This window comes from Bradyrhizobium sp. RP6 (assembly GCF_003837805.1).
Taxonomy (GTDB): Bacteria; Pseudomonadota; Alphaproteobacteria; order Rhizobiales; family Xanthobacteraceae; genus Bradyrhizobium.
Map to the genome: position 1 here is coordinate 83,324 of NZ_RQIT01000014.1, position 23,883 is coordinate 107,206.

The following is a 23,883-nucleotide window of genomic DNA, read 5'->3' on the forward strand; positions in this document are numbered from 1 at the left end:
CTCCACCGGCGGTCAAGCCGGGGAGAATGCCTGGAGGAAACATGATTCGATGGTTGGTCGGCCTGATCGGCTGGAGTCTTGCCGCAACGAGCGCGCTCGCGGCCGACCCCGTCACGATCGGCGTCGGCTATCTCGGCACCGCCGGCACCAGATCGACGCTGTCGCTGGTCGAGCTGCCCGCCGAGAATGACGGCCTCGCCGGCGCCCGCCTTGCCATCGAGGACAACAACACCACCGGGAAATTCCTCAACCAGCGTTTCGCGCTGGAGGAGCGCCGCATCAAGGAAGGCGAGGACGTTGTGCAGGCGGCGACCGCACTCGCCGAGAAGAACGGCTTCATCGTCACCAACCTGCCGGCCGACGCGCTGCTGAAGATCTCGGACGCCTTGCGGGAGCGCGGCACGCTGCTGTTCAACGTCGGCGCTATCGACGAACGGCTGCGCGAGGCCGATTGCCGCGCCAACGTCATCCATACCGCCCCGACCCGTGCCATGCTGGCGGATGCGCTCGGCCAGTATCTCGTTTGGAAAAAGTGGTCGCGCTGGCTGCTCGTGGTCGGCTCGCATGACGAGGACAAACTGTTCGCCGACGCGCTCCGGCGCACCGCCACGCGGTTCGGCGCCAAGATCGTGCAGGAGCGCACGTTCGAAGACAAAGGCGGCGCACGCCGTACCGATAGCGGCGTGACGCTGATTCAGCGCCAGATGCCTGTCTTCACCCAGCAGGCGCCGGCCTACGACGTGCTGGTCGCGGCCGACGAGAGCGAGGTGTTCGGCGCGTACCTGCCCTATCGCACCTGGGATCCGCGCCCCGTCGCGGGCTCCGCCGGCCTCGTGCCGCGCAGCTGGGACGCCGCGCAGGACCAGTGGGGCGCGATCCAGATGCAGAACCGCTTCTTCAAGCTTAATTCGCGGCGCATGACCGCGCTCGACATGCAGGCCTGGACCGCGGTGCGCATGATCGGCGAGGCCACGTCGCGCACCAATTCCGGCGACGTCAAGAAGGTGACCGATTTCATCAAGGGCCCGGATTTCTCGGTCGCCGCGTTCAAGGGCACGCGGCTCACCTTACGCGACTGGAACTTGCAGCTGCGCCAGCCGATCCTGCTGGTCGACGGCCGCATGGTGGTGTCGGTGTCGCCGCAGGAAGGTTTCCTGCATCAGGTCTCCGAGCTCGACACGCTCGGTTACGATCGCCCGGAGAGCAAATGCAAGCTGAAATGAGCGATGTGAAATGAGTCCAAGCTGGCACCGTAACGATGCTGCGCCCCCTCCCCCGCTTGCGAGGGAGGGTTGGGGAGAGGGTGTCTCCACAAGCGACGGCCCCCGAGAGGAGAGAGCCCTCTCCCGCATCGCATCTTGCGATGCGATACGACCTCGCCCGCAAGCGGGGGAGGTGAGGACCGCCCGCGGACGGAGATCGCACCTGCTAAGAGCAGCGTTGCTGATGGTTCTGGCGACCGCCGCAGCGCCCGCGTACGCGTTCATCGCCTATGTCTCTAACGAGAAGAGCAACACGGTGTCGGTGATCGACACCGACAGCTGGACCGTGACCAAGACCATCAAGGTCGGCCAACGCCCGCGCGGCATCGATTTCACGCGCGACGGCAAGTTCGTGATGGTCGCGGTCGGCGACGACGACACCATCCAGGTGATCGACGCCAAGACACAAAGCGTGGTGGACAGCTTGCCCTCCGGACCCGATCCCGAGCTGTTCGCCCAGGATGCGGCCGGCAAGATCCTCTATGTCGCCAATGAGAACGACAACACGGTAACCGTGATCGATCTCGAAAAGCGCGCACGCATCGGCGACATCCAGGTCGGCGTCGAGCCCGAGGGCATGACCATCAGTCCCGACGGCAAGACGCTGATCAACACGTCCGAAACCACCAACATGGCGCACTTCATCGACACCGCCTCGCGCCAGATCGTGGCCAACGTGCTGGTCGACGCGCGTCCGCGCTTCGCCGAGTTCAAGCATGACAGTTCGGAAGTGTGGGTGTCCTCGGAGATCGGCGGGACGGTGTCGATCATCGACCCCAAAAAGCGCGAGGTGATCGGCAAGGTCACTTTCGAGATCCCGGGGCTGCGGAAAGAGGCGATCCAGCCCGTCGGCATCGGCATGACCAAGGACGACAAGACCGCCTTCATCGCGCTCGGCCCCGCCAATCGCATCGCCGTGGTCGACGTCGCCACGCGCAAGGTGACGAAATACCTGCTGGTCGGGCAGCGAGTCTGGCACGTGGCGTTCACACCGGACGAGAAGTACCTGCTCACCACCAATGGCGTGTCGAACGACGTCTCGGTCATCGACGTCGCCGCGCAAAAAGTGATCAAGACCATTCAGGTGGGCGAACTGCCCTGGGGCGTCACGATCGCGCCATGACCAGCCCCGCCCCGATCGCCGAACCACACGACGCCGCACCAAGGCCTGATCCCGTCGTCGTACCGGCGCTGGCGATCGAGGGCGTCAGCCACGCCTATGCGCCGCGCCGCGCGCTGATGGACGTCTCCTTCAATGTCCGGCCCGCGAGCTTCACTGCACTGCTTGGGTTGAACGGCGCCGGCAAGAGCACGCTGTTCTCGCTCGTCACACGCCTGTTCGGCATCCAGTCCGGCCGTATCGCCATCTTCGGCCATGACATCAGCAAGAGCCCCGGCGAGGCGCTGCGGCTGTTGGGGGTCGTGTTCCAGCCGCGTACGCTCGATCTCGATTTGTCGCTGACCCAGAACCTGCTCTATCACGCCGCCCTCCACGGCATCAGCCGCCGCGAGGCCGCCGCGCGCAGCGCCGAGCTGCTCGGCCGCATCGGGCTCGAAGAGCGCGCCGGCAGCAAGGTGCGCGATCTCTCCGGCGGCCAGATGCGGCGGCTGGAAATTGCGCGGGCGTTGCTGCACCGGCCCCGGCTGCTGTTGCTGGACGAGCCGACGGTCGGCCTCGACGTCAAGGCGCGTGCCGACATCATCAGCCATGTCCGCCAGCTCGTGACCGAGCAGGGCATCGGCGTGCTCTGGGCCACGCATCTGTTCGACGAGATCAATCCCGCTGACGATCTCGTGGTGCTGCATCAGGGCAAGGTGCTGGCGAAGGGGCCGATGAACCGCGTCATCGCGGAGGCCGGCGCGCAGGACGTCAACACCGCCTTCATGCGCCTAACCGGCGCGCAAGTGATGCCGGGAGGCGGCGCATGAGCAGCATCACCACGCGTGACGCCCCCCGCGGCTTCTCGGTCCAGGAGTACCTGACCTGCCTCACCGGCATCGTCTGGCGCGAGGGGCTGCGTTTCCTGCATCAGCGCGAACGTTTCGTCTCGGCGCTGGTGCGGCCCCTGGTGTGGCTGTTCATCTTCGCCGCCGGCTTCCGCCAGGTGCTCGGAATCTCCATCATCCCGCCTTACGAGACCTACATCCTCTACGAGGTCTATATCGCGCCTGGGCTGATGGCGATGATCCAGCTCTTCAACGGCATGCAGTCCTCGCTCTCGATGGTCTATGACCGCGAGATGGGCAACATGCGCACGCTCCTGGTGAGCCCGTTGCCGCGCGGGTTCCTGTTGTTCTGCAAGCTGCTTGCGGGCACGGCGGTGTCGCTGCTCCAGGTCTACGCATTTCTGCTGATCGCCTGGCTCTGGGACATCACCCCTCCGGCCCCGGGGTATCTTACCGTGCTGCCGGCACTGATCCTGTCCGGATTGATGCTGGGTTCGCTCGGCATGCTGATCTCCTCGGGCATCAAGCAGCTGGAAAACTTCGCCGGGGTGATGAACTTTGTCATCTTCCCGATGTTCTTCGCCTCCTCCGCCCTCTATCCGCTCTGGCGGGTGCAGGAGGGCAGCCCCTATCTGTACTATCTCTGCGAGGCTAATCCGTTCACCCATGCGGTCGAGCTGATCCGCTTCGCGCTGTATGGGCAGATCAACTGGATCTCGCTAGGGGTGGTGGCAAGCTGCACAATCGTCTTCATGGTCGGAGCGATTTTGGCCTATGATCCCTCGCGCGGGCTGGCGCGACGCGGGCCTGCGGGAGGCGAAGGATGAAGGTCTGGTTCCTGGCTGCCATGGTAATCGCGCTGGCCGGCACGGGCGCGCGCGCGGCCGATCCGCGCTATCCGGACTGGCCTTGCACCCAGGCCAAGGTGCCGGAGATCTCGCTCGCCGCCGTGTGGGCCGGTCCGCCGCTCGGAGATGTCCAGAGCAAATGGAAGGACGACGCCAAGGTCAGCGCGCTGGTCGCAAAGCTGTCGGCGCGCAAGACGCCGCTGGACGAGGCCGAGAAATCGGTGAAGGAGTTTCTCGCCGCGTCTGCGAGCGACAAGACCACGAATGCAAAGCTGCTATTCGCAGGCCTGTTCGACACGCTCAACGCCCAGCGCTCCCAGGTCATGAACGGGCTCGAACGCGTCAGCCGCAAGCAGCGCGAGGCCGCCGACGAGATCCGTGAGGAGACACTCCAGCTTCAAGCGCTGCAGGGCGCAACGCCGCGCGACGAGGCCAAGGTCGAGGCATTGAGTAACGAACTGATCTGGAAGACCCGCATCTTCGAGGACCGTCACAAGGTCGTGCGCTTCGTGTGCGAGGTTCCAACCTCGATCGACCATCGCCTGTTCGCGCTCGGCCGCGTGATCCAGCAGGAAATGGAATAGCGGCGGCCATGCTGACGGCTTCCGCGAAAGTTCCGGCAATCGTTAACCTTCTGCCGCGCTATCTGCCGGAACCAAATCGATCCAGGATGCCTTGTCGAAGTGAACCCCTTACGTCGGGAGGCCTTGATGGGAACAACAAAATTCATCTTCGCGGGCACCGCGGCCCTTGGCTTGCTCGCATCCAGCGCATTTGCCGAAGACATGACCGGAATGATCAAGCGGATCGACCGTCTCAACGGCACGATCTTGATCGAGCAGGTGCAGAAGGGCACCGTCGGCGCCAGCTCAGGCAGCGCTGGCGCGCTCCAGGAGTACAAGGCCAGGGACGCCGCGATGCTGGATGCTGTTCATGCCGGCGACAGGGTGAGCTATTCTGCGACCGCCACGAATGGCACGGGGACGCTGACGAAGCTGCAGAAGCAGAAGTAATAGCATTGGTTCGACCTCTCTCCGCTTGCGGAGAGAGGTCGCTCATCTTCGCTTGATCACTGTTGCTCGGGCCGCGGGTCCGGCTGCGCCTCATCGGTCGGAAGCTTCGCGCGCTCCCAGCCGTCAGTGCCGTCTGGGTACCAGGCGACGTTGGAATAGCCGTTGGCCAGCGCACGCTTGGCGGCGTTCCAGGACATCCAGCAGTCGGCGAGGCAATAGATCACCAGCAGTGCGGCCTTGTCGCCGCGTGATGCGCGCGCGAGGCCGCGCTGGAGATAATCATCCATGGCCGGCGGCAGCGTGCCGTAGCCGGTGTCGGGCAGCCAGATGCTGCCCGGAATGTTCCGGCGCGGCGCATCGCGCCACACCGTGCCCTCGGGAAGGTTTTTCGGTTTCGGCGGGCGCGGCATCACGTCGACGAACGCGCCGGTGTTTGCGCGCCAGATCGCTTCCGCCTCCTCGGTCGTCAGCACGCGCGCGCCGGCAAGCGTCGCCGGCACCGGCGCGCGATAATTGTCGGTGCGATAGCCTTCGGGCTCGAACGGCTCCTGCTGCTGCGCCAATGCCGGTGCCACGAGCAGAGCAACGGCGATCACAGCGGCAAGCGGCCGTCTCATGGCGTCTTCTTGGCCGCCTCCGCGCCGAGCGGCCGATTGCTGTCGTCCAGCAGCGGTACGCCGAAATCTAGCAGTATCTTGTTGATCTCGCCCTGGCTCTCCTGGATCAGCTTGTTGAGCTGCCGCTTCCAGTTCTGGTCGGCAGGACGCACGCCCATGCCGATGCGATAGACCAGCTTCGGCCCGGTGGTTTCTTTCACCAGCGGCGTGACGTGAAGCGAGGATCCTGCCTTCTTCGCATGGTAACCGGCCATCGGGCCCCACAGCACGCCGGCGTCGATCTTGCCCGCGGCAAGGTCGTCGATCATCGCCTGCGCCGAATTGTCGAAGCGCGTGTCGATCATCAGCGGATAGGGCTTTGCATCACCCATCAGGCCCGCCAACGCCATGTTGGTCGCAGGCGGCGTGCCGGCGACGATACCGATATGCTTGCCTTTCAGACGCGCGTCTTCGAGCGTATCGACATCCTCGAGCCCGCTGCCGGCCTTCGAGACCAGCGCATAGCTCGTGCGGTAATAGGGATTGGTGCCCTGCACGAGGTCGTCACCTTGCGGGAAGCCCATGATGACGTCGCAGCGATGCGCACCAAGGGTCATTCGCACGAAACCGCTGGCCTGCGGAAAGAAGACGTAGTCGAGCTTCTTGTGGAGCTTGTCCGCAAGAAACTCGGCGAGCTTGTTCTCAAACCCCTCGCCCTTCTCGTTGGAGAACGGCAGATTGCGCGGATCGGCACAGACACGCAGCACCTTGGGATCGACCAGCTCGAATGAGAGATCGCCGGTCTCGTTGGTCTGCGCGACGGCAACATCGCCGAACGCACAGGATGCGACCACGACCCATAGTGAAAACAACCAGCGACGATGTCGCCCGACCTCCGTCATCGCGCTTCCTCCTCGTTTTGGTTGGATGTTATCCATGCAACGCATGACGCGCCATGTGGGCCAACTTTGTGCTGGCCTTGCTTTGCTGCAGTGCAACGAGAAGACCCCCTTTTGAACTGAGGCAGAAAAGTGTCTCGCATCGCTCCAATGATCGCAGCCTTGTGCCTGCTCCGGGCAACGCTAGCATGCGCCTGGGCAGCCGAATTGCCTGTGAGCGAAGTCGCACCGGGAATCTTCGTACACTCCGGGACCATCGCCCTGATGACCCGCGAGAACGAAGGTGACATTGCCAATGTCGGCTTCATCGTCGGCGATGAGGCCGTGGCCGTGATCGACACCGGCGGCAGCCTTCGCGAGGGCGAGGCGCTGCTGGCCGCCGTGCGGGCCCGCACGTCCAAGCCGATCCGCTATGTCATCAACACCCACGGCCATCCCGATCATGTCTTCGGCAACGCCGCCTTTGTTGCGGAGGGGGCGAGCTTCGTCGGGCACGGCAAGCTGCCGCAGGCGCTCGCGGCGCGCGGGCCGTTCTATCTCGACAATTTCCGCCGGATCATGGGCAGCGAGCTGATCGATCCCGTCAAGATCATTGCTCCCGCCCTGCTCGTGACCGACACGATGACCCTCGATCTCGGGTCGCGCCGCCTGAGCTTGCGCGTCTGGCCGGCCGGACACAGCGACAGCGACTTGATCGTGTACGACGAGACGACCAGGACCCTGTTCGCTGGCGACCTCGTCTTTCTCCGCCACATTCCGGTCATGGACGGCAGCATCCGCGGCTGGCTCGAGACATTGAAGCGGCTTGAGGCCATCCCGGCGCTACGGGTCGTTCCCGGTCACGGCCCCGTGAGCGACTGGCCCGCGGCGCTGATCGATGAACGGCGCTACCTGTCAACGCTGCTGTCCGACGTTCGCACGCTGAACAAGAACGGCGACCCGATCCGAACCGCCGCCGACAAGGCGGCCGCCTCGGAACGGCCGCACTGGCAGCTGTTCGACGATTACAATGCCCGCAACGCAACTGCAGCATTCTCTGAAATTGAATGGGAGTAGCGGGCGCGCTAGGCTGTTGCCAGCGACTGTTTCGTCCGAGCGGGATGATGACCATGACGGAATGCACACGCCGCCTGACACTCACCGCCCTCCTGCTCGGCCTCGCTTTCGCGATGCCGGCGCAGGCGGAAGAGGCCTACGATCCCTGGCCCGGCCTGGTGCAGGACATTTTCAAGAGCCGTCCGATGAATGACGGCAGCGCCGTCATCGGCATCGAGATGCCGTATCGCGCCGAGGACGCGGCCATCGTGCCGGTGACCTTGCGCAGCAAGCTGTCGCCCGGCGATGCGCGGCGCATCCGTTCAATCACGCTGGTGATCGACCGCAACCCCGCGCCGATGGCGGCGAAGTTCGAGCTCGGGCCGGACGCCAATGTCACGGAGATCTCGACGCGCGTGCGCGTCAACAACTACACCGATGTCCACGCGGTCGCCGAGCTCAGCGACGGTCAGCTCTATGTCTCCAAGACTTACGTGAAAGCGTCCGGCGGCTGCTCGGCGCCGGCAGGAAAGAATGTCGAGGAGGCCAGGAACCGGCTCGGCCAGATGCGCTACCGGCAATTCGCGCGCGAGGAGGCACCGGCGAGCCGCGTGCGCGAGGCGCAGATCATGATCGGCCATCCCAACAATTCCGGGCTGCAGATGGACCAGGTGACGCAGCTCTATATTCCCGCCTTCTTCATCAACCAGTTGAAGCTGACGCAGGACGACAGCCTGGTGCTGTCGATGGACGGCGGCATCTCGATCTCGGAGGATCCCAATCTGCGCTTCACCTATGTCTCCAACGGGGCCAAGCGTTTCCGCGCCGAGGCGAAAGACACGGACGGGCACGTGTTCCGCAACGAGTGGGATGTGGAGAAGCCGGGGACGTGATAGCGAGCCGTCATTCCGGGGCGGTCCGCAGGACCGAACTCTGGTGTGCAATCGCGCACCTGAGAATCTCGAGATTCCGGGCTCGCGCTTGGCGCGCCCCGGAATGACGGCAGCAAACTAAAAACACCTCACCTCGGCTTCCGCCTGCGCGCGGCGCAGATCGTTCACTGCCGAGTTCGCCTGCTCAGACGTGCGGAACTGGACGCCGAGATTGCCGCGCACTTGCGACATGCTGAGCGCGGTCTCGGCGGTGACATAGCGCTCGTAGGGCATGATCGAAGCCACCACGTCGATCGAGCAGGAACATTGCTCGATCGCAGCCCGCGTCTCGCCGTTGGCCTTCATGCAGCCATAGACGTATTCGGCGCGCGCCGAGGTAGGATAGTCATTGGCCTCCTCGGCCCGTGCCACGCACGTGGTCGCAGCCAGCATCACACATGCGGCGACAATCGGTCGTAGCTGTCCCGCCAGATTCATGCGCATCCTCCCGCTGGTTGCGACCAAGGCTATGCTATGCGTATTGTCCTGAAAAGGCACTCTGTCAGAGGAAACGGCTCACAAGGTGATGAGAGCACTTGGTGTGACTAGGGTATTTGGTCGAGCATTGGCGCTCGCGACGACGCTGGCGCTGACGTTGGCCGCGCCCGGCCGTGCCGCGGACGCGATCCGCCTTGCGGTGCAGAAAACCGGAACATTCTCCTGGGAGCTGGCAGCGATCCGCGCGGGCGGTCTCGACAAGGAGGCCGGCCTGTCGCTGGAGGTCACCGAGCTTGCGAGCACCGAGGCCGGCAAGATCGCGATGCGCGCCGGCAGCGCCGACATCATCCTGTCGGACTGGCTGTGGGTGTCGCGCGAACGCGCGCTCGGCGCCAAGCTCACTTTCTATCCCTACTCCAGCGCGCTCGGCGCGGTGATGGTTCCGGCCTCATCGTCGATCAAGTCGCTTGCCGATCTCAGGGGGCGCAAGCTCGCCGTCGCCGGCGGGCCGATCGACAAGAGCTGGCTGCTGCTCCAGGCGCGGATGAAGCAGGACGGGATCGACCTGAAGTCGGAGGCAACCATCGCCTATGGCGCCCCGCCCCTGATCGCCGCGAAGGCGCTCGATGGCGAGATGGAAGCGAGCCTCAACTTCTGGAATTTCTGCGCCCAGCTCGAAGCCAAGGGTTTTCGCCGCCTCGCCGGCATCGAGGACATCCTGCCGAAGCTCGGCGCCAAGGGGGCTGTCTCCGCCGTCGGCTATGTCTTCGACGAGAGCTGGGCCGCGGGCCATCGCGACGCCGTGGCGCGCTTCATCGCGATGACCCGCAAGGCCAAAGAGCTGCTGGCGACCTCGGACGCGGTCTGGGACAAGGTCGCGCCGCTCACCGGCACCAGCGATCCGGCCGTGCTCAAGACCTACCGCGACCGCTACCGCGACGGCATTCCGCGCCGGAGCATCGACGACGAGGAAAAGGACGCACGCGTGCTCTACCGCGTGCTGGCCGAGATCGGCGGCCGCGATCTCGTCGGCCCTGCGGCCGAGCTCGATCCCGGCACGTTCTATCACGCAGTCCCCGGAGACTGAGGTGCTGCGTCTTCTCTCGTTCGCCCTGTTTCTAGCAACCTGGTGGACCGCCGCGCTGTTCGTCGGTGGTGCGAAGCTGCCCTCACCGCCGGCCGTGCTCCAGGTGATGATCGCGGAAGCCTCGTCCGGCGCGCTGTTCCTGCATCTCGGCGCCACGCTGGCACGCGTCACGCTCGCCTTCGTGTTGGCGATGTCGCTCGGCAGCGCGATCGGCTACCTGATGGGCCGGGTGAGGCTCGCCGACCGGCTCGGCGATCCCTGGCTGATCCTGCTGCTCAATTTGCCGGCCCTGGTCGTGATCGTACTGGCCTATATCTGGGCCGGCCTCACCGAGGCCGCCGCGATCGCGGCGATCGCCATCAACAAGCTGCCGACCGCCATCGTGACCTTGCGCGAGGGCGCCCGCGCGCTCGACCGCTCGCTCGACGAGATGGCGAGCGTGTTCGCGATGCCGCGCTGGCGCGCCTTCCGCCACGTCGTGCTGCCGCAGCTTGCGCCCTATATCGCGGCCTCCGCGCGCTCCGGGCTGTCGCTGGTGTGGAAGATCGTGCTGGTCGCCGAGCTCCTGGGTCGTCCGAACGGCGTCGGCTTCGAGATCGGCGTCGCCTTCCAGCTGTTCGACACGCCGCGACTGCTGGCCTATTCCCTGACCTTCGCCGCCGTCGTGCTCGTCATCGAAACCTTGCTGGTGCAGCCGTTCGAAGCCCGCGCAAACCGATGGCGGCCCCGTGCGGCTTGAGGTCGAGATTACAGGCAAGTCCTTCAGGAGTGCTGCGGGCGAAACGCACGAGGTGCTGGCGCCGGTCCAATTCGCGCTTCAATCCGGCGAGGTCGGCGTGCTGATCGGCCCGTCCGGCTGCGGCAAGAGCACGATGCTGCGCATCATCCTCGGCTTGGACCACGACTTTGCAGGCCGCGTCGCGCGACCGCCAGAGGCGCGGATCGGCATGGTGTTCCAGGAGCCGCGCCTGCTGCCATGGCGCTCGGTCGAGCAGAATGTACGGCTTGCGGCACCGGAGGTTTCCGACGCGAAGCTGTCAGAGCTGTTCCGGATCCTGGAGCTGGAAGCGCATCGCGGCCACTTCCCCGGCGAATTGTCGCTCGGCCTTGCCCGCCGCGTCGCACTGGCCCGCGCCTTCGCGGTCGAGCCCGATCTCCTGGTGCTCGACGAGCCCCTCGCCTCGCTCGACGACGCGCTCGCGGGCCGCTTGCGCGACGAGATCGCAACGCTGGTCGCGAGCCGTCCGGTGATGACGCTGCTCGTCACCCACAGTCTCGACGACGCGATCCGGCTTGGCGACCGGCTGTTCTTCCTGTCGCCGCGCCCCGCGCGGATTATGCGGGAGGTGCCGATCGCCATCCCGCGCGCCGCGCGCAGCGAGGCCGAGATAGCGGCGATCAGGAGCGAGCTTGCACGGCGCATCCAGGCGGAACAAGGCGACGTTGACGCCGGGCGGGATGTCTCATAGGCAACCGCGCGAGGCCCGTGCTAAATTAAGCCGCAGCGGAGTCTGCCGATGAAGCGAAGGATCGCCCTGACGGCACTTGGCCTTGCTTTGCTCGCGACAACGATGCGCGCGCAGGACATGATGCGCGATCTCGATCTGACATCACCCGCCATGGTCTCCGCCGAGATGAGCCGGCAGGAGGTCGAGGCCGCGCTGGCCAAAGCGACCCCCGGGGCCCCCGCCGATTTGACCGGCAAGCGGTTATCGGGGCTCGATCTCAGTGGTCTCGACCTGGCCAACGCAATTCTCCGTGCGGCACGGCTCAACAAGACGAAACTCGCCGGTGCCCGGCTTGATGGGGCGATCCTCGATCAGGCGTGGCTGCTGGATGCAGATCTCACGGGCGCGAGCCTGAAGGGCGCCAACTTGTTCGCGTCACAGATGGCACGTGCTCGCCTCGACGGCGCCGATCTGACTGGTGCGCGCGTCACGGCAGATCTCACCGGCGCGAGCATGGTCGGCACGTCGATCGCGGATGCGCATCTCGGTGCCGACATGCGCAACCAGTCGATGGGGCTGATGCGCGCGGTGCTGAGATCCGCAAATCTGGAACGGCTGAACGCGCGCAACGCCGATTTGTCACGCGTCGACCTTGAATTCGCGGTCCTCAGGGGTGCCGACCTGAGCGGTGCATCGCTGAAGAACGCCCAACTCGGCGGAGCCGACCTGACCGGCGCCATCGTCACCGACACCGATTTCGACGGCGCCGATCTCGCCTCGGCGAAGCTGATCGCGCCGAACGGCCTTGACCGCGCCAAAAATTTCGACAAGGCAAAGAACCGCGAACGCCTGATCAGGGAATGACGGCGCGCCTGTGGGAGGACTGCTTGATGCGTTTGGTTCTGGCATTGATCGCGTTGTTGACGCTTGCCGGCGACGCCGCCGCGCAGGCCAAGGGCAAGGGCGTACGGCTCTGGAACCTGACGACCGAGACGATCTCCGGTTTCCAGCTCGCGCCGGCCGGCAAGACCGACTGGGGTCCGAACCAGTGCTTGAACGACAAGGACAAGGAGGTCGACCATGACGAGCGGCTGCGCATTACCGGCATCGAGCCGGGCCGCTATGACGCGAAGGTCAGCTATCCCAATGCGCGGCAGTGCATCGTCCGCGACATCGAGATCAAGGCGGATGCGGTGTTCTCGATCGCCGACAAGGATCTGAAGGACTGCACGAAGTAGCGCTCGACCGATCCCTGCGCCTTATGCCCTGTCGTTCCGGTGTGGGTATTCGCAGCGCCACCGCACCGCTTGCCACTTCGGATGCTCGCCGACCCATTGCGCGATATAGGGCGGCGCGGCCATCACGCATTGGCGGGGCGACCCGGAATAGTTGAACACCAGATGCTGCTCCTCGCAGGTCGCAGGCGAGAGCACCGCACACACAGTCACCACCAGGTCAATCGGGTTCATGCCAGGATCCTCTCGCAAGGGGCGCTGGAGATTAGCACGAAAGATTACGTTGCAAAGGAGGGAGAAGTTTCAGGCGGACGTGAGGAATGGCGACGGGAACCGCTTCCGCTCCTCGCTGCTCTGGCGAAGCAAACGCCGAATTCTCCAGAGTCATGGCCGTGCTGTCCCCGCCATGACGATCCCGCAGCTAGAAGTTGATCCCGAACACCATCCGGGCCTGGTGCCGCTCGTAATTGACGAGGTCGAGATTGCCGCCCGATCCGGCCGGACGCCCCCAAGCCTGCATGCTCCAGCTCAAGGTCAGCCGCGAGCGCTCGGATAGCTGAAAATAGGCGGTGGGGCCGACGAACAGGGCCTGGCCTGCGAATTCTCCGAGGCCGATCCCCTCATATTGCCGGAAATAGCGCAACTCCCCACCGAGCAGCACATTCGGCCGCACGCGCACCAAGCCGGCAAACGCCGCGCCGATCGTTGAGCTCTTTTCGGATACCCCTCCAACCTCGAAGCGCGCCCATTCCGGCTGATAGATCAGGTTGAGGGCGCCGATGGCGAAGTTCGGGATGAGCTCGCGGTCGAAGGCTAGCGTGAACTCGGTGCCATACATTCGCCCTTTCGCGCCGCTGGTCTCGTCAATGCGGTCGCCGTGTAGCTCGGCAGCGATGGTGAGGCCGAACGGCGCGCGGCGGCGATCCAGCAGGCGATAGCGCAGGTCGAGCGAGGCGCCCTGGAAGTTGAACTGGCGGCGGTCGTCGATATCAGGGACGCCGGTGATGTCGTGCAAGCTGGCAGTGCCGCCGAGTTCGATACGAAAATTCGGCAGTGGCACGATCTCGATCTCGACCTCGTGCTCGAGTGCGCGATAAGCCGCCCCGCCTTTGCCGACGCGCCCTGTCGTTTGGGTCTGGAATTCGCGCTCGCCGACATTGCCGACATCGGTGCCGATCATGAAGCCGAAGATATGCTCGGTATCGAAGCCTTCCTCGGCGCTGCTGCGTGCCGGCGCCAGCGCCAGCGCGCACCCGATCACCATCCAGAACTTACAGGTTCTTCCGCCCATCCCGTGCCCCGAAGGCGCGCGCCGCTCTAAACGGCAGCAACGCTCGCCGAGCATCAGCGTAACACACTGCCGCGGAGCATGGTCGAGATTCTCGTGGGGATTGAAGCCTGCATGTGCGGCTGCGCGTCAATCGCGAGGCACGGAGCGCCAGGTCGGGGCCGAAACCAACACTGCCGCGGCTTCGACGGCCTTCGCCATCGAACCCGCGGCAGGTCGTCAGTCTTACTTGCGCGCAGCGCAGGCGTACATGTTGATTTCCATGCCCACCGGCACTTCCACGATCTTCGGAGCTTTCCAAGCCATTCGGGGTCTCCCAAGGTATTGAGCGCGACATCGCGCGGCGCAAAACGTAGGGCTGCCTCAGGTGCAGTTCAAGCCTCGATTCGACTGCCGAGCGCGTCTGTGTCGATTCTTCGCGGCTGCATTTCTCTCCCGGACAAAGCCACTTCCCTCTTGGTCAAACACGACCAGCGAGACAATAACTTGTGCAACGCACCGCGCGTCGAACGACAACGGCGCCGTCAGCAGCCCTTGTCGGCCATTTCGGCATTCGGCTTGGCGCCTTCGGCGCGCTGTGCCGCCGTCGGCTCACTCTGCATTTGCCGCTGCGCATCCTCGGACGAAGCCGGCGTTTCACCGCTCGCCCGATTCATCGTGCTGGTCGGCGGATGCTGGCTGGTATCGCTCGTCGAGCTGGACGAGTGCGATTGAGCGGAGCCCACGGTGACCGGACCAGAACCAGCATCCTTGTCGGTTTTGTCGGTGCTGGCGCTTCCGGTGTTGCACGGGCCGGCGATGGCAACGCCGGCGCTCAATGTCAGGATCGCGCAGGCGGTAAGAACGGAACGTTTCGTGTTCATCTGCATCTCCTCTTCGCCTGCCGCGCAGCCCCGGCGCCAGGCAGGACGTTGCGGAGAAAACAGGCCGAGCAGCCCGATGTTCCCGAGCGTCAGGCCGGAATGATCGCAAACCTGCCCTCGTCACGTCAGTTCCGATTGCGGCGCTCACCGCAACAATTTCAGCAGGGCGCGACCTGGGCGCGAGTTCAGCTCCTTCGCATCCAGCGTTCCGTCCTTGTCGGGATTCGCCGCATTGAAGCGTTGCTCGACCACGGACAGATATTCGTCGATCGTAAGCGTGCCGTCCCGGTCAGGATCGGCGGCGGCAAGTTCTTTCGTTGTCAATCGCCCTCGCAATTCGCGTGCATCGAGCGTGCCGTCGCGATCGGGGTCGAGCTTTGTGAACAACGCGGACGCCGCTTTCTTTACCTCGGCAAGATCGAGCGTGCCGTCATTGTCAGGATCGAACATCTTGATCGCGTTTCCGGGAGCCGGCCACGCCGGACTGGAGAGCAATGCAATCGCGAGGGCAAGCGCAGCTGGGCGAAACGAAATCATCAAGACCTCCCACACAGAGAGCCCCGGGTCGGGGCGGACAGAAACAAGATAAATCCACAAGCGCACGCCGGTTCAAGTCCAATTGCAACTTGCACGCGCCACAACTCGCGGAACACCTAACGTCCACCAAGGCCGCCGGCGTCCGGAGGCGCTTCGTGTCGTGGATTTCCGCAGCGTCTCCGCGCAAGTTGGCGTCCGTTGCGGTCAGGTTTTGTAGAAGTGACTCGCTCCCCCGCCCGATATCGGCACGGCACTTACGACTTTCGTATTGACGAGTTTTGCTTTCGGGCGGAGTGTTGCAATCGCAGCGTCAAAAGGCGCGCATATTGGGAGGAACGGATGAAACGCTTTGCGATGGCCGCAGGCCTCGTCATGCTTGCGTCGACTTGTGCAAGCGCACAGACCACCGAGCAGCTGGTCAAGGGCGCCACCGACACATCGAATGTTCTCAATTACGGTATGGGCTACCATCTGCAGCGTTTCTCGACGCTGAACCAGATCAACAAGGATACGGTCAAGAATCTCGTCCCGATCTGGAATTACAGCTTCAATGACGATCGTAGTGAGGAATCCCAGCCCCTTGTCTATCAGGGCGTCATCTACGTCACCTCGCACAATGCCACCATGGCAGTCGATGCCAAGACCGGCAAGCAGATCTGGAAGAGCAAGATCGAATATCCCGCCGAGACGCCCCGGATCGTCTGCTGCGGCATCATCAACCGCGGCGCTGCGATCCATGAAGGCAAGCTGTTCCGGACGACGCTCGATGCGAACGTGATTGCAATCGACGCGAAGAACGGCAAGGAGCTGTGGCGGCAGAAGGCGGCCGACATCAAGGAAGGCTATTCCATGACGGTGGCCCCGCTGGTCGCCGACGGCGTCGTCATTACAGGCGTCTCAGGCGCCGAGTTCGGCACCCGCGGCTTCATCGACGGCTGGGATCCGGCAACCGGCAAGCACCTCTGGCGCACCCACTCGATCCCTTCGCCGGACGAGCCCGGCGGCGACACCTGGAAGGGCGACACCTGGAAGCTCGGCGGCGGCTCGACCTGGATCACGGGCTCATACGATCCTGAGCTGAAGACTGTCTATTGGGGCATCGGCAATCCCGGCCCGTTCAATTCGGCGGTACGGCCCGGCGACAATCTCTATACCTGCTCCGTCCTGGCGATGGATCCCAAGACTGGCAAGATCAAGTGGCACTACCAGTTCTCGCCGAACAATCCGTTCGATTACGACGCGGTCGCAGAGATGGTCCTCGCCGACATGAACGTCGAGGGTAAGCCGACCAAGGTGCTGATGAATGCCAACCGCAACGGCTTCTTCTACGTGCTCGACCGCACCAACGGGAAGCTGCTCGCGGCCAATCCTTACGTGAAGGTCAACTGGGCGACCGGCATCGACATGAAGACGGGGCGCCCGATCGAGACCGACATTTCCAAGGACGCGCGGGAGGGCAAGAAGGTGACAGTCTATCCCTCCATCCTCGGCGGCAAGAATTGGGAGCCGATGTCGTTCAATCCGCAGACCGGCCTCGCCTATGCCAACACGCTCACTTTCGGCGGCAAGTACAAGGCGGAGCCCGTCACCTTCAAGCAGGGTGAATGGTATCTCGGCATGGACCTGACCGATCCCTGGGAGTTCGGGGACGGACCGCGCGGCTACCTCAAGGCGATCGACCCCATGACCGGCAAGGCCAAGTGGGAGGCGCCGAGCGACATTCCGCGCTTCTCGGGCGTGCTGTCGACGGCCGGGGGCGTCGTGTTCTCGGGTCAGCTGACCGGCGAGTTCGAGGCCTTCGACGCCGACACCGGCAAGAAGCTCTGGCAGTTCCAGACCGGGTCCGGCATCGAGGGACAGCCAGTGACCTGGCAGCAGGATGGCGTGCAGTATGTTGCGGTGACGAGCGGCTATGGCGGCGTCTACTCGTTGTTCTCCGGTGACGAACGGCTGGCTCAGGTGCCGCCCGGCGGCTCGCTCTGGGTCTTTGCGGTCAAGCAATAAGCACGACACGATGCTGAGAGAAGTATCACACAGGACGGTGGCGACGATCGCCACCGTCGCGGTGCTGACGGTCGCGCTTGCGGCGACCGTTCGCGCCGCGGATGACGCAACCGGCAATCCACTGCAGGCGCAGATCGACCACGGCAAGTCGACCTATGCCGAGAAATGCTCACACTGCCATGGCCCCAACCTGATGAACTCCGGTACCATCACGCCAGACCTGCGCGTCTTCCCCGACGACAAGACGCGCTTCGTGACGACGGTCAAGAACGGCAAGAACAACAAGATGCCGCCCTGGGGCGACATCCTCAGCGACGACCAGATCGGGGACCTCTGGGCCTTCATTTCCAGCCGGAGGAAGCCATGAGCGGCCGGCGCGTTGCATGGAGCGTTGCGGCCTTTCTATCCACGATGGCGTCGGGCGCTTTTGCGGCAGACGATCCCCTGAAGATCTGCCTCGACGAAGACCGGCCGCCGCTCTCGGTGCATCACCGCGGTCAGCCGGAGGCCGGCTTCGACGTGCTGCTGGCCAAGGCGATGGCGGAGCGGCTCGGACGGCCGCTGGCGATCCAGTGGTTTGAGAGCAGGCTGGACGAGGATTCGAGCCCGCAGCTCGAAGCCAACGCGCTGCTCTCGGATGGGCGCTGCTCGCTCGTCGGCGGCTACGCGCTGACGCAGGATTCGCTCGTCGCCCCCGGGATGAAGACGGCGCGCTTGCCGGATTTCGCCGGGGCCACACGCGACGATCGGCGCCGCCGCGTCCCGCTGGGCGTGCTCGCGCCGAGCCGGCCTTACGTCTATTCCCCGATGACGGTGGTGCTTGGGCCGAAGGCCCGCGGCCGCAAGGTCGGCCACATCGGCGATCTCGCCGGCCTTCGTCTTGCCATCGAAAGCGGGTCGCTCGGCGACGCCATCCTGATGAACTTCGACAAGGGCCGATTAATCGACAACATCACCCATCTCGTCCCCGGTCGCGACGACCTCCTCGACGCGCTCCAGCGCGGCGACCATGACGCGACGCTGATCGACCTTGCCCGTTTCGACGCCCATCGCGCCGCGCACCCCGACACGGCGATCACGGCGTCCGGCTACTACTACCCGATCGGCGCCAATCGCGGCTATGTCGGGCTCGCCAGCGATGGCGCGCTGATCGAGGCCGTCAACAAGGCGCTCGGCCAGCTTGCTGCCGAAGGCAAGATCGCCGAATTCGGCAAGCAGGCCGGGCTCACCTATCTGCCGCCGCGGGAGCCAGCGATTCTGGGCGACGTCTGGACGCAAATCATTCAGCGGTGATTGCAAGGGCGCTCATGTCCCGGACGGCAGGCAGTGACGCTCCGCAGGGCCTGCGGCGTCACGCTACGCATTTCGCTGCGGCCGACGCCACGCGCAGCAGCACACCGTCGTAGTCGCGTTGCGCCGGGTCCCTGCGGGCACGAATTCCCTGTGCGCTGCGTCCGCATCCCGGAGTGAAAGATGGATCCGATGCGCCAATCTGTCTCGCCTGCCGGGCATGCCAGGCGCCAGCATGATGCAGTAGGTTCCGCAAAAATCCGGGAGAGAATCATGTCCGCCAAACTCGATCGCCGCCACTTCATCGCCGCCGGTACCACCGCACTGGCGATGCCATTCGTCGCACGCGGCGCCTCGGCGCAAGGCACATCACAAGGCACCTGGCCTGCGCGGCAGATTCGCATGATTTGCAGCTATCCCGCCGGCGGACAGACTGACCTGCTGGCGCGCGCCTATGGCGAATTCATCTCCAAGCAGACCGGCAAGACCGTCGTCGTCGAGAACAAGCCCGGCGCCTCCGGCGCAATCGGCACGGCCGAGGTCGCCCGCGCGGAGCCCGACGGCCACACCATCCTGTGCTCGATCTCGACCACCTACATCATGAACCGGGTGGTGATGAAGAATCCCGGCTACGACATGGACAAGGATCTGATGCTCGTCAGCGTCATTCCGGGCGCCGGCCTGTTGCTGGTGGCGAACCCGAAGACGGGGATCAAGACGCTGGAGGATTTCGTCGCTTTCTCGCGCAAGAGCGGCAAGGTGAATTTCGGCACCTACAGCGCGGGCTCGGCTCCGCACATGACGATCAACGAGCTCAACAAGCAGTACGGCCTCAATATCGAGCCGGTCCATTATCGCGGCGAAGCGCCGATGTGGACTGGCATGCTCGAAGGCACGCTCGATGCCGCCATGGGTAGCTACACGGCCGCGCAGTCGGTCCTGCAAAGCGACCGCGGCACCGTGTTCGCCGTGCATTCGAAGAAGGTCGACGCGATCCCGAACGTGAAGACGTTGCCCGAACAGGGCGCGACGTCAAAGTTCTTCACCGTCAGCGGGTTCACCGGATGGGCCGTGCCGAAAGCGACGCCGCAGCCGGTAGTCGATCGCATCGCCGAGCTCTGCGTCGCCGCCAACAACGATCCGAAAGTGAAGGAGGTTCTCGCGACCTTCGTGCTCGAACCCGCAATCGGCTTCAAGGAAACCAATGCGCTGTATCAGCGCGAGCTGCCGATCTGGATCGAGAGCGCGAAGTCATTGGGCCTTGAGCCGGCCTGACCTTCACGCCATGGCCGGTAGGCCGGTTGCTCGCTTTCCGGCCCGGAGTCCGACCAAAGCCCAGTGTCGGAAGCGCGTTTTCCCGTTATGATTGTACCCTTCTGCGGACAAGGAGGGCCGATCCCATGACACCGGATGCCGTCGCCGTCGCCGTTATGATCATCCTGCTCTTTCCGATGAGCTATTTCACCCTGGCATCGCCGGCCTTCCTTCTGGTGAGGCTCGATATCCAGCCTGTCGCCCAATTGCTGCGCGGAATGTTCAACGCTCATTTTCTGGTCATGCGCGCCGTCGGCATCATTGGGACGGTGGCTCTCCTCCTCGATGGCCGCCCGCTTGCTGCCGTTGGCGTCGGCATGATAGCAGCCCTGGCGATTTGGGGACGACGCCGCTTCATGCGACGGGTAGACGACCAGCTCAGAGCGAGCGACGCCGGGGATGCCGATGCTGCACGACGGTTGCGCCGGCTGCACTGGAGCGTGATGCTGGGGAACGCGGTGCTGCTGGTCGCTTTGGTGGCCGGCATTCCCTACATCGCAACGTCGGCGTGAGCTTCAGCCTGCGCCGCGCGCGTGGTTCGCTCAAGACGTCTAATGCCCGCCCGAATTCACGGCACCCTGCTGCGACTTATGGATCGAGGACGGCACCACGCCGAAATATTTCCGGAACACCCGGCTGAAATGCGACGAGCTGGAGAAGCCCCAAGAGAACGCGACGTCGGTGATGGTCTTGCCGGCGTGGGCCTCGAGTTCCTGGCGGCAGTTCTGCAACCGGGCCTGCCAGATGTAGTCGCTCACCGTGGTGCCGCGCTCCGAGAACAGCATGTGCAGATAGCGCTTGGAGCAGCCGAGCTCGGCCGAGATCTGGTCGATGCACAGATCCGGATCGCGCAAGTGCTCGCGGATGAAGAACTGCGCGCGCACATACATCGCCTCGGGCCCGACACGATCGAACATCGTGTCGGCTTCGCGCAGCGGCAGCAACAGCAGGTCGATCAGGGAATCAGCGACGCCGACCGCGCTGTTCGCTGACAGCTTTGCCGCCTCGTCGAAGGTCGCATGGACGAAATCATGGGCGATCCGCCCCGTGCCTGTCTTCGAGGACAGCTTGCAGGCGGGCATCCGCTGCGATGGGAAGCCGCGGTCGCGCAGCAGTGCCTTCGGCACGATCACCACGTCGTGACGCGTGAAGGCCGGGCTGATGATCGAATGCGGGCAGGAGACATCATAGGCGATGATGTCGCCGGGGTTGATTTCGATGTGGCGGCCTTCTTGTTCGAAATAGGACACCCCGTAGGTCTGGAAGTGGATCTTGATGTACGGGTGTTCGTTGGCCTTGGCGCGCGCCAGCGTGTGCGCGATGCGATGCTGGCTCACCTCGATCTGGCAGAGCTTGAGGCGCGAGACGCTGGTGTAGTCGATGCGACCTTCCAGCGAGGACGCTTCCAGTGGATCGACGTCGAAATGCCCACACAGGCTCGTCAGCCCGTCGATCCAGCTCTGGATCTGCCGCTTCGGCGTCATTCCGGTCGTCGAGAGCGTGTGAATTGTGTCGGACATTAATCCAGCCACTGGTTTGATCCGGAGATTCGACGCGAATCGCGACCAGCGCTGCCGGAGCCCTCAGCCGTGATTGCGCGACGTTTACCTCGAATTTGAGCGATCTTGTGGAACAAGCGCCACCGTTCCATTGCCACCCTTGAAGCCATAATCCTCCGCCTTAGTTGCAGCGCCGTCAAGGGGAACCTGAGCGTTGAGCGCGGCCCGCCGCGGCGCGGAAACAACTGAATTCGCTACTGCAAAATCAAAATCTTTGTCGCCGTGCGCTGTCGAGCAAACCGGCTTCTCTCTTGGGCAAGTTTCCCAATGGCGAAGGCGTTAGGGATTGCGGCAGGAACAACAAGAACGGGCCGCTCCTGCACGTGGACCCGTGGCTCTCATCAGGAGGAGGAAACAGCCCAGCATCGTTTCTGGTCCCAATCGTGACCGCCCTGCACGAGCAGAACGCCGGACGAGGAGCCCGGTGATTGAACAATGGTTCGGAAACAATAAACGAGATCAACGGAGGAATGACTATGCGCAAGGTGCTACTGGCGACCTATCTAGGCTCAGCGGCGGCTCTCGCCGCTGGCAGCGCTGCAGCCAATGACGAGCTGATCAAGATGTCGCAGAACCCGAAGGACTGGGTGATGCCGGCAGGTGACTATGCCAACACCCGCTATTCCAAGCTGAACCAGATCAACGCTCAGAACGTTGGCAAGCTCCAAGTCGCCTGGACGTTCTCGACCGGCGTGCTGCGCGGCCATGAAGGCGGCCCGCTGATCATCGGCAACATGATGTACGTCCACACGCCGTTCCCGAACAAGGTGTACGCTCTTGACCTTTCCAACGAGAACAAGATCGTCTGGAAGTACGAGCCGAAGCAGGATCCGAACGTCATCCCCGTGATGTGCTGCGACACAGTCAACCGTGGCCTGTCATACGGAGACGGCAAGATCATCCTGCATCAGGCCGACACCAACCTCGTCGCGCTCGACGCCAAGACCGGCCAGGTGGCATGGTCGGCGACCAACGGCAACCCGGCGAAGGGCGAGACCGGTACATCGGCGGCGCTGGTCGTGAAGGACAAGGTCCTCGTCGGCATTTCGGGCGGCGAATTTGGCGTGCAGTGCCACGTCACCGCTTACGACCTCAAGAGCGGCAAGCAGGTCTGGCGCGCCTACTCCGAAGGTCCCGACGATCAGATCAAGCTCGATCCCGTCAAGACGACGTCGCTTGGCAAGCCGGTCGGCCCCGACTCCTCGCTGAAGACCTGGCAGGGCGACCAGTGGAAGATCGGCGGCGGCTGCACCTGGGGCTGGATCTCCTACGATCCCGCTCTGAACATGGTCTATTACGGCTCGGGCAACCCCTCGACCTGGAATCCGAAACAGCGCCCCGGCGACAACAAATGGTCGATGACGATCTTCGCGCGCGATGCCGACACCGGCATGGCGAAGTGGGTCTACCAGATGACGCCGCACGACGAGTGGGACTATGACGGTGTTAACGAGATGATCCTCACTGATCAGCAGATCAACGGCCAGAACCGCAAGCTGCTGACGCACTTCGACCGCAACGGCCTCGCCTACACCATGGACCGCGAGAACGGTGAACTGCTGGTCGCCGAGAAATACGATCCGAAGGTGAACTGGACCTCCGGCGTCGACATGAACAAGAGCTCTCCGACCTATGGCCGTCCGAAGGTGCTCGACGCAGCTTCGACGGACAAGGCGGGCGAGGACGTCAACGTGAAGGGCATCTGCCCGGCCGCGCTCGGCACCAAGGACGAGCAGCCGGCAGCCTACTCGCCGGACACGCAGCTGTTCTACGTTCCGACCAACCATGTCTGCATGGACTATGAGCCGTTCAAGGTGAGCTATACCGCGGGCCAGCCCTATGTGGGTGCGACGCTCTCGATGTACCCTCCCCCGGGTGAAAGCCACATGGGCAACTTCATCGCCTGGGACGGCAAGACCGGCAAGATCGTGTGGTCGAACAAGGAGCAGTTCTCGGTCTGGTCGGGTGCGCTCGCAACGGCCGGCGGCGTGGTGTTCTACGGCACGCTCGAAGGCTACCTGAAGGCCGTCGACGCCAAGTCCGGCAAGGAGCTCTACAAGTTCAAGACTCCCTCCGGCATCATCGGCAACGTCACCACCTATGAGAACAATGGCAAGCAGTACGTTGCCGTGCTCTCCGGCGTCGGTGGCTGGGCCGGTATCGGTCTGGCGGCGGGTCTGACCGACCCGACCGCAGGTCTCGGCGCAGTCGGTGGCTACGCCGCCCTCAGCAACTACACGGCGCTCGGCGGCACGCTGACCGTGTTCTCGCTCCCGAACTAGGCCCTT

Annotated in this window: 28 protein-coding genes; 19 read left to right on the forward strand and 9 right to left on the reverse strand. The window is 64.1% G+C overall.

The features are described 5' to 3' along the window. Positions 1 to 41: 41 nt before the first annotated feature. The 6 genes from EHH60_RS23550 (at position 42) to EHH60_RS23575 (ending at position 5,070) form a co-directional block, all read left to right on the forward strand. Positions 42 to 1,223: a lanthanide ABC transporter ABC transporter substrate-binding protein PedA1 gene (locus EHH60_RS23550; protein ID WP_124161808.1), complete on the forward strand. Its 1,182-nt coding sequence runs from the start codon at positions 42 to 44 to the stop codon at positions 1,221 to 1,223. A gap of 223 nt (positions 1,224 to 1,446) precedes the next feature. After that, the gene (locus EHH60_RS23555) at positions 1,447 to 2,385 is read left to right on the forward strand and encodes a YVTN family beta-propeller repeat protein (RefSeq protein WP_124161809.1); all 939 of its coding nucleotides are present in this window, start codon (positions 1,447 to 1,449) and stop codon (positions 2,383 to 2,385) included. After that, positions 2,382 to 3,191, forward strand: coding sequence for a lanthanide ABC transporter ATP-binding protein PedB/LutE (locus EHH60_RS23560; protein WP_124161810.1), 810 nt, complete (start codon positions 2,382 to 2,384; stop codon positions 3,189 to 3,191). Before EHH60_RS23555 ends, EHH60_RS23560 begins: the two co-directional genes overlap by 4 nt. Further along, a complete protein-coding gene (locus tag EHH60_RS23565) occupies positions 3,188 to 4,036 on the forward strand; it encodes a lanthanide ABC transporter permease protein PedC (protein WP_124161811.1) in 849 nt (282 codons plus the stop codon). Before EHH60_RS23560 ends, EHH60_RS23565 begins: the two co-directional genes overlap by 4 nt. Beyond that, the gene (locus EHH60_RS23570; RefSeq protein WP_124161812.1) at positions 4,033 to 4,641 is read left to right on the forward strand and encodes a hypothetical protein; all 609 of its coding nucleotides are present in this window, start codon (positions 4,033 to 4,035) and stop codon (positions 4,639 to 4,641) included. Before EHH60_RS23565 ends, EHH60_RS23570 begins: the two co-directional genes overlap by 4 nt. A 126-nt stretch (positions 4,642 to 4,767) precedes the next feature. Continuing rightward, complete coding sequence (locus EHH60_RS23575; protein WP_124161813.1) at positions 4,768 to 5,070, forward strand: copper-binding protein; 303 nt, start codon at positions 4,768 to 4,770, stop codon at positions 5,068 to 5,070. Positions 5,071 to 5,126: 56 nt separating this feature from the next. Here the strand turns inward: EHH60_RS23575 and EHH60_RS23580 are convergent, their stop codons facing one another. Then, positions 5,127 to 5,687, reverse strand: a complete 561-nt coding sequence (locus tag EHH60_RS23580; RefSeq protein WP_124161814.1) for a PQQ-dependent catabolism-associated CXXCW motif protein — start codon at positions 5,685 to 5,687, stop codon at positions 5,127 to 5,129. After that, positions 5,684 to 6,568: a substrate-binding domain-containing protein gene (locus EHH60_RS23585; protein WP_124161815.1), complete on the reverse strand. Its 885-nt coding sequence runs from the start codon at positions 6,566 to 6,568 to the stop codon at positions 5,684 to 5,686. Before EHH60_RS23585 ends, EHH60_RS23580 begins: the two co-directional genes overlap by 4 nt. A gap of 129 nt (positions 6,569 to 6,697) precedes the next feature. On the opposite strand from EHH60_RS23585, the gene EHH60_RS23590 reads away from it, so the two are divergent. Both EHH60_RS23590 and EHH60_RS23595 read left to right on the forward strand, forming a co-directional pair. Next, positions 6,698 to 7,621 carry a quinoprotein relay system zinc metallohydrolase 2 gene (locus EHH60_RS23590; RefSeq protein WP_124161816.1) on the forward strand — a complete coding sequence of 308 codons (924 nt, stop codon included), beginning with the start codon at positions 6,698 to 6,700 and terminating at the stop codon, positions 7,619 to 7,621. A 53-nt stretch (positions 7,622 to 7,674) separates the two neighbouring features. Further along, positions 7,675 to 8,493 carry a quinoprotein dehydrogenase-associated SoxYZ-like carrier gene (locus tag EHH60_RS23595; RefSeq protein ID WP_199751848.1) on the forward strand — a complete coding sequence of 273 codons (819 nt, stop codon included), beginning with the start codon at positions 7,675 to 7,677 and terminating at the stop codon, positions 8,491 to 8,493. A 117-nt stretch (positions 8,494 to 8,610) separates the two neighbouring features. Here EHH60_RS23595 and EHH60_RS23600 read toward each other — a convergent pair whose 3' ends face one another. Beyond that, the gene (locus EHH60_RS23600) at positions 8,611 to 8,970 is read right to left on the reverse strand and encodes a hypothetical protein (RefSeq protein WP_124161818.1); all 360 of its coding nucleotides are present in this window, start codon (positions 8,968 to 8,970) and stop codon (positions 8,611 to 8,613) included. Positions 8,971 to 9,058: 88 nt separating this feature from the next. Between EHH60_RS23600 and EHH60_RS23605 the strand changes: the two genes are divergently transcribed. The 5 genes from EHH60_RS23605 to EHH60_RS23625 are packed head-to-tail and all read left to right on the forward strand — an operon-like array spanning position 9,059 to position 12,743. Further along, positions 9,059 to 10,057, forward strand: a complete 999-nt coding sequence (locus EHH60_RS23605; protein ID WP_199751882.1) for an ABC transporter substrate-binding protein — start codon at positions 9,059 to 9,061, stop codon at positions 10,055 to 10,057. 1 nt (position 10,058) lies between these two features. After that, positions 10,059 to 10,796 (forward strand): ABC transporter permease, encoded by a 738-nt coding sequence (locus tag EHH60_RS23610; RefSeq protein WP_124161820.1) that lies wholly within the window; start codon positions 10,059 to 10,061, stop codon positions 10,794 to 10,796. After that, positions 10,786 to 11,526, forward strand: a complete 741-nt coding sequence (locus EHH60_RS23615; protein ID WP_124161821.1) for an ABC transporter ATP-binding protein — start codon at positions 10,786 to 10,788, stop codon at positions 11,524 to 11,526. The genes EHH60_RS23610 and EHH60_RS23615 overlap by 11 nt, the downstream gene beginning before the upstream one ends. Before the next feature lie 48 nt (positions 11,527 to 11,574). Continuing rightward, entirely contained in the window at positions 11,575 to 12,369 is a 795-nt protein-coding gene (locus EHH60_RS23620; protein ID WP_124161822.1) for a pentapeptide repeat-containing protein, read from the forward strand. A 26-nt stretch (positions 12,370 to 12,395) separates the two neighbouring features. Further along, positions 12,396 to 12,743 carry a hypothetical protein gene (locus EHH60_RS23625; RefSeq protein ID WP_124161823.1) on the forward strand — a complete coding sequence of 116 codons (348 nt, stop codon included), beginning with the start codon at positions 12,396 to 12,398 and terminating at the stop codon, positions 12,741 to 12,743. Between the two features lie 21 nt (positions 12,744 to 12,764). Here the strand turns inward: EHH60_RS23625 and EHH60_RS23630 are convergent, their stop codons facing one another. The 5 genes from EHH60_RS23630 to lanM form a co-directional block, all read right to left on the reverse strand. After that, complete coding sequence (locus EHH60_RS23630) at positions 12,765 to 12,974, reverse strand: hypothetical protein (RefSeq protein WP_124161824.1); 210 nt, start codon at positions 12,972 to 12,974, stop codon at positions 12,765 to 12,767. Between the two features lie 187 nt (positions 12,975 to 13,161). Then, the gene (locus EHH60_RS23635) at positions 13,162 to 14,031 is read right to left on the reverse strand and encodes a DUF6662 family protein (protein WP_124161825.1); all 870 of its coding nucleotides are present in this window, start codon (positions 14,029 to 14,031) and stop codon (positions 13,162 to 13,164) included. A 222-nt stretch (positions 14,032 to 14,253) separates the two neighbouring features. After that, entirely contained in the window at positions 14,254 to 14,334 is an 81-nt protein-coding gene (gene pqqA / locus EHH60_RS23640) for a pyrroloquinoline quinone precursor peptide PqqA (RefSeq protein WP_012029362.1), read from the reverse strand. A gap of 218 nt (positions 14,335 to 14,552) precedes the next feature. Continuing rightward, on the reverse strand, positions 14,553 to 14,897 hold the full coding sequence (locus tag EHH60_RS23645) for a hypothetical protein (RefSeq protein WP_124161826.1): 345 nt from the start codon (positions 14,895 to 14,897) through the stop codon (positions 14,553 to 14,555). A 138-nt stretch (positions 14,898 to 15,035) separates the two neighbouring features. Beyond that, a complete protein-coding gene (gene lanM / locus EHH60_RS23650) occupies positions 15,036 to 15,428 on the reverse strand; it encodes a lanmodulin LanM (protein WP_199751885.1) in 393 nt (130 codons plus the stop codon). A gap of 339 nt (positions 15,429 to 15,767) precedes the next feature. On the opposite strand from lanM, the gene EHH60_RS23655 reads away from it, so the two are divergent. The 5 genes from EHH60_RS23655 (at position 15,768) to EHH60_RS23675 (ending at position 20,548) form a co-directional block, all read left to right on the forward strand. Next, positions 15,768 to 17,432, forward strand: coding sequence for a methanol/ethanol family PQQ-dependent dehydrogenase (locus EHH60_RS23655; RefSeq protein ID WP_124161827.1), 1,665 nt, complete (start codon positions 15,768 to 15,770; stop codon positions 17,430 to 17,432). 10 nt (positions 17,433 to 17,442) lie between these two features. Further along, positions 17,443 to 17,799 carry a c-type cytochrome gene (locus tag EHH60_RS23660; RefSeq protein ID WP_124161828.1) on the forward strand — a complete coding sequence of 119 codons (357 nt, stop codon included), beginning with the start codon at positions 17,443 to 17,445 and terminating at the stop codon, positions 17,797 to 17,799. Further along, positions 17,796 to 18,725, forward strand: coding sequence for a substrate-binding periplasmic protein (locus EHH60_RS23665; RefSeq protein WP_124161829.1), 930 nt, complete (start codon positions 17,796 to 17,798; stop codon positions 18,723 to 18,725). Before EHH60_RS23660 ends, EHH60_RS23665 begins: the two co-directional genes overlap by 4 nt. 270 nt (positions 18,726 to 18,995) lie before the next feature. Then, entirely contained in the window at positions 18,996 to 19,997 is a 1,002-nt protein-coding gene (locus tag EHH60_RS23670) for a Bug family tripartite tricarboxylate transporter substrate binding protein (protein WP_124161830.1), read from the forward strand. 125 nt (positions 19,998 to 20,122) lie between these two features. Then, positions 20,123 to 20,548 (forward strand): hypothetical protein, encoded by a 426-nt coding sequence (locus EHH60_RS23675; RefSeq protein WP_124161831.1) that lies wholly within the window; start codon positions 20,123 to 20,125, stop codon positions 20,546 to 20,548. A gap of 39 nt (positions 20,549 to 20,587) precedes the next feature. On the opposite strand, the gene EHH60_RS23680 is transcribed toward EHH60_RS23675, so the two are convergent. Next, positions 20,588 to 21,556: a helix-turn-helix domain-containing protein gene (locus EHH60_RS23680; protein ID WP_124161832.1), complete on the reverse strand. Its 969-nt coding sequence runs from the start codon at positions 21,554 to 21,556 to the stop codon at positions 20,588 to 20,590. A 515-nt stretch (positions 21,557 to 22,071) separates the two neighbouring features. Here EHH60_RS23680 and xoxF5 point away from each other — a divergent pair. Further along, on the forward strand, positions 22,072 to 23,877 hold the full coding sequence (xoxF5, locus tag EHH60_RS23685; RefSeq protein WP_124161903.1) for a lanthanide-dependent methanol dehydrogenase XoxF5: 1,806 nt from the start codon (positions 22,072 to 22,074) through the stop codon (positions 23,875 to 23,877). Positions 23,878 to 23,883: the final 6 nt, after the last annotated feature.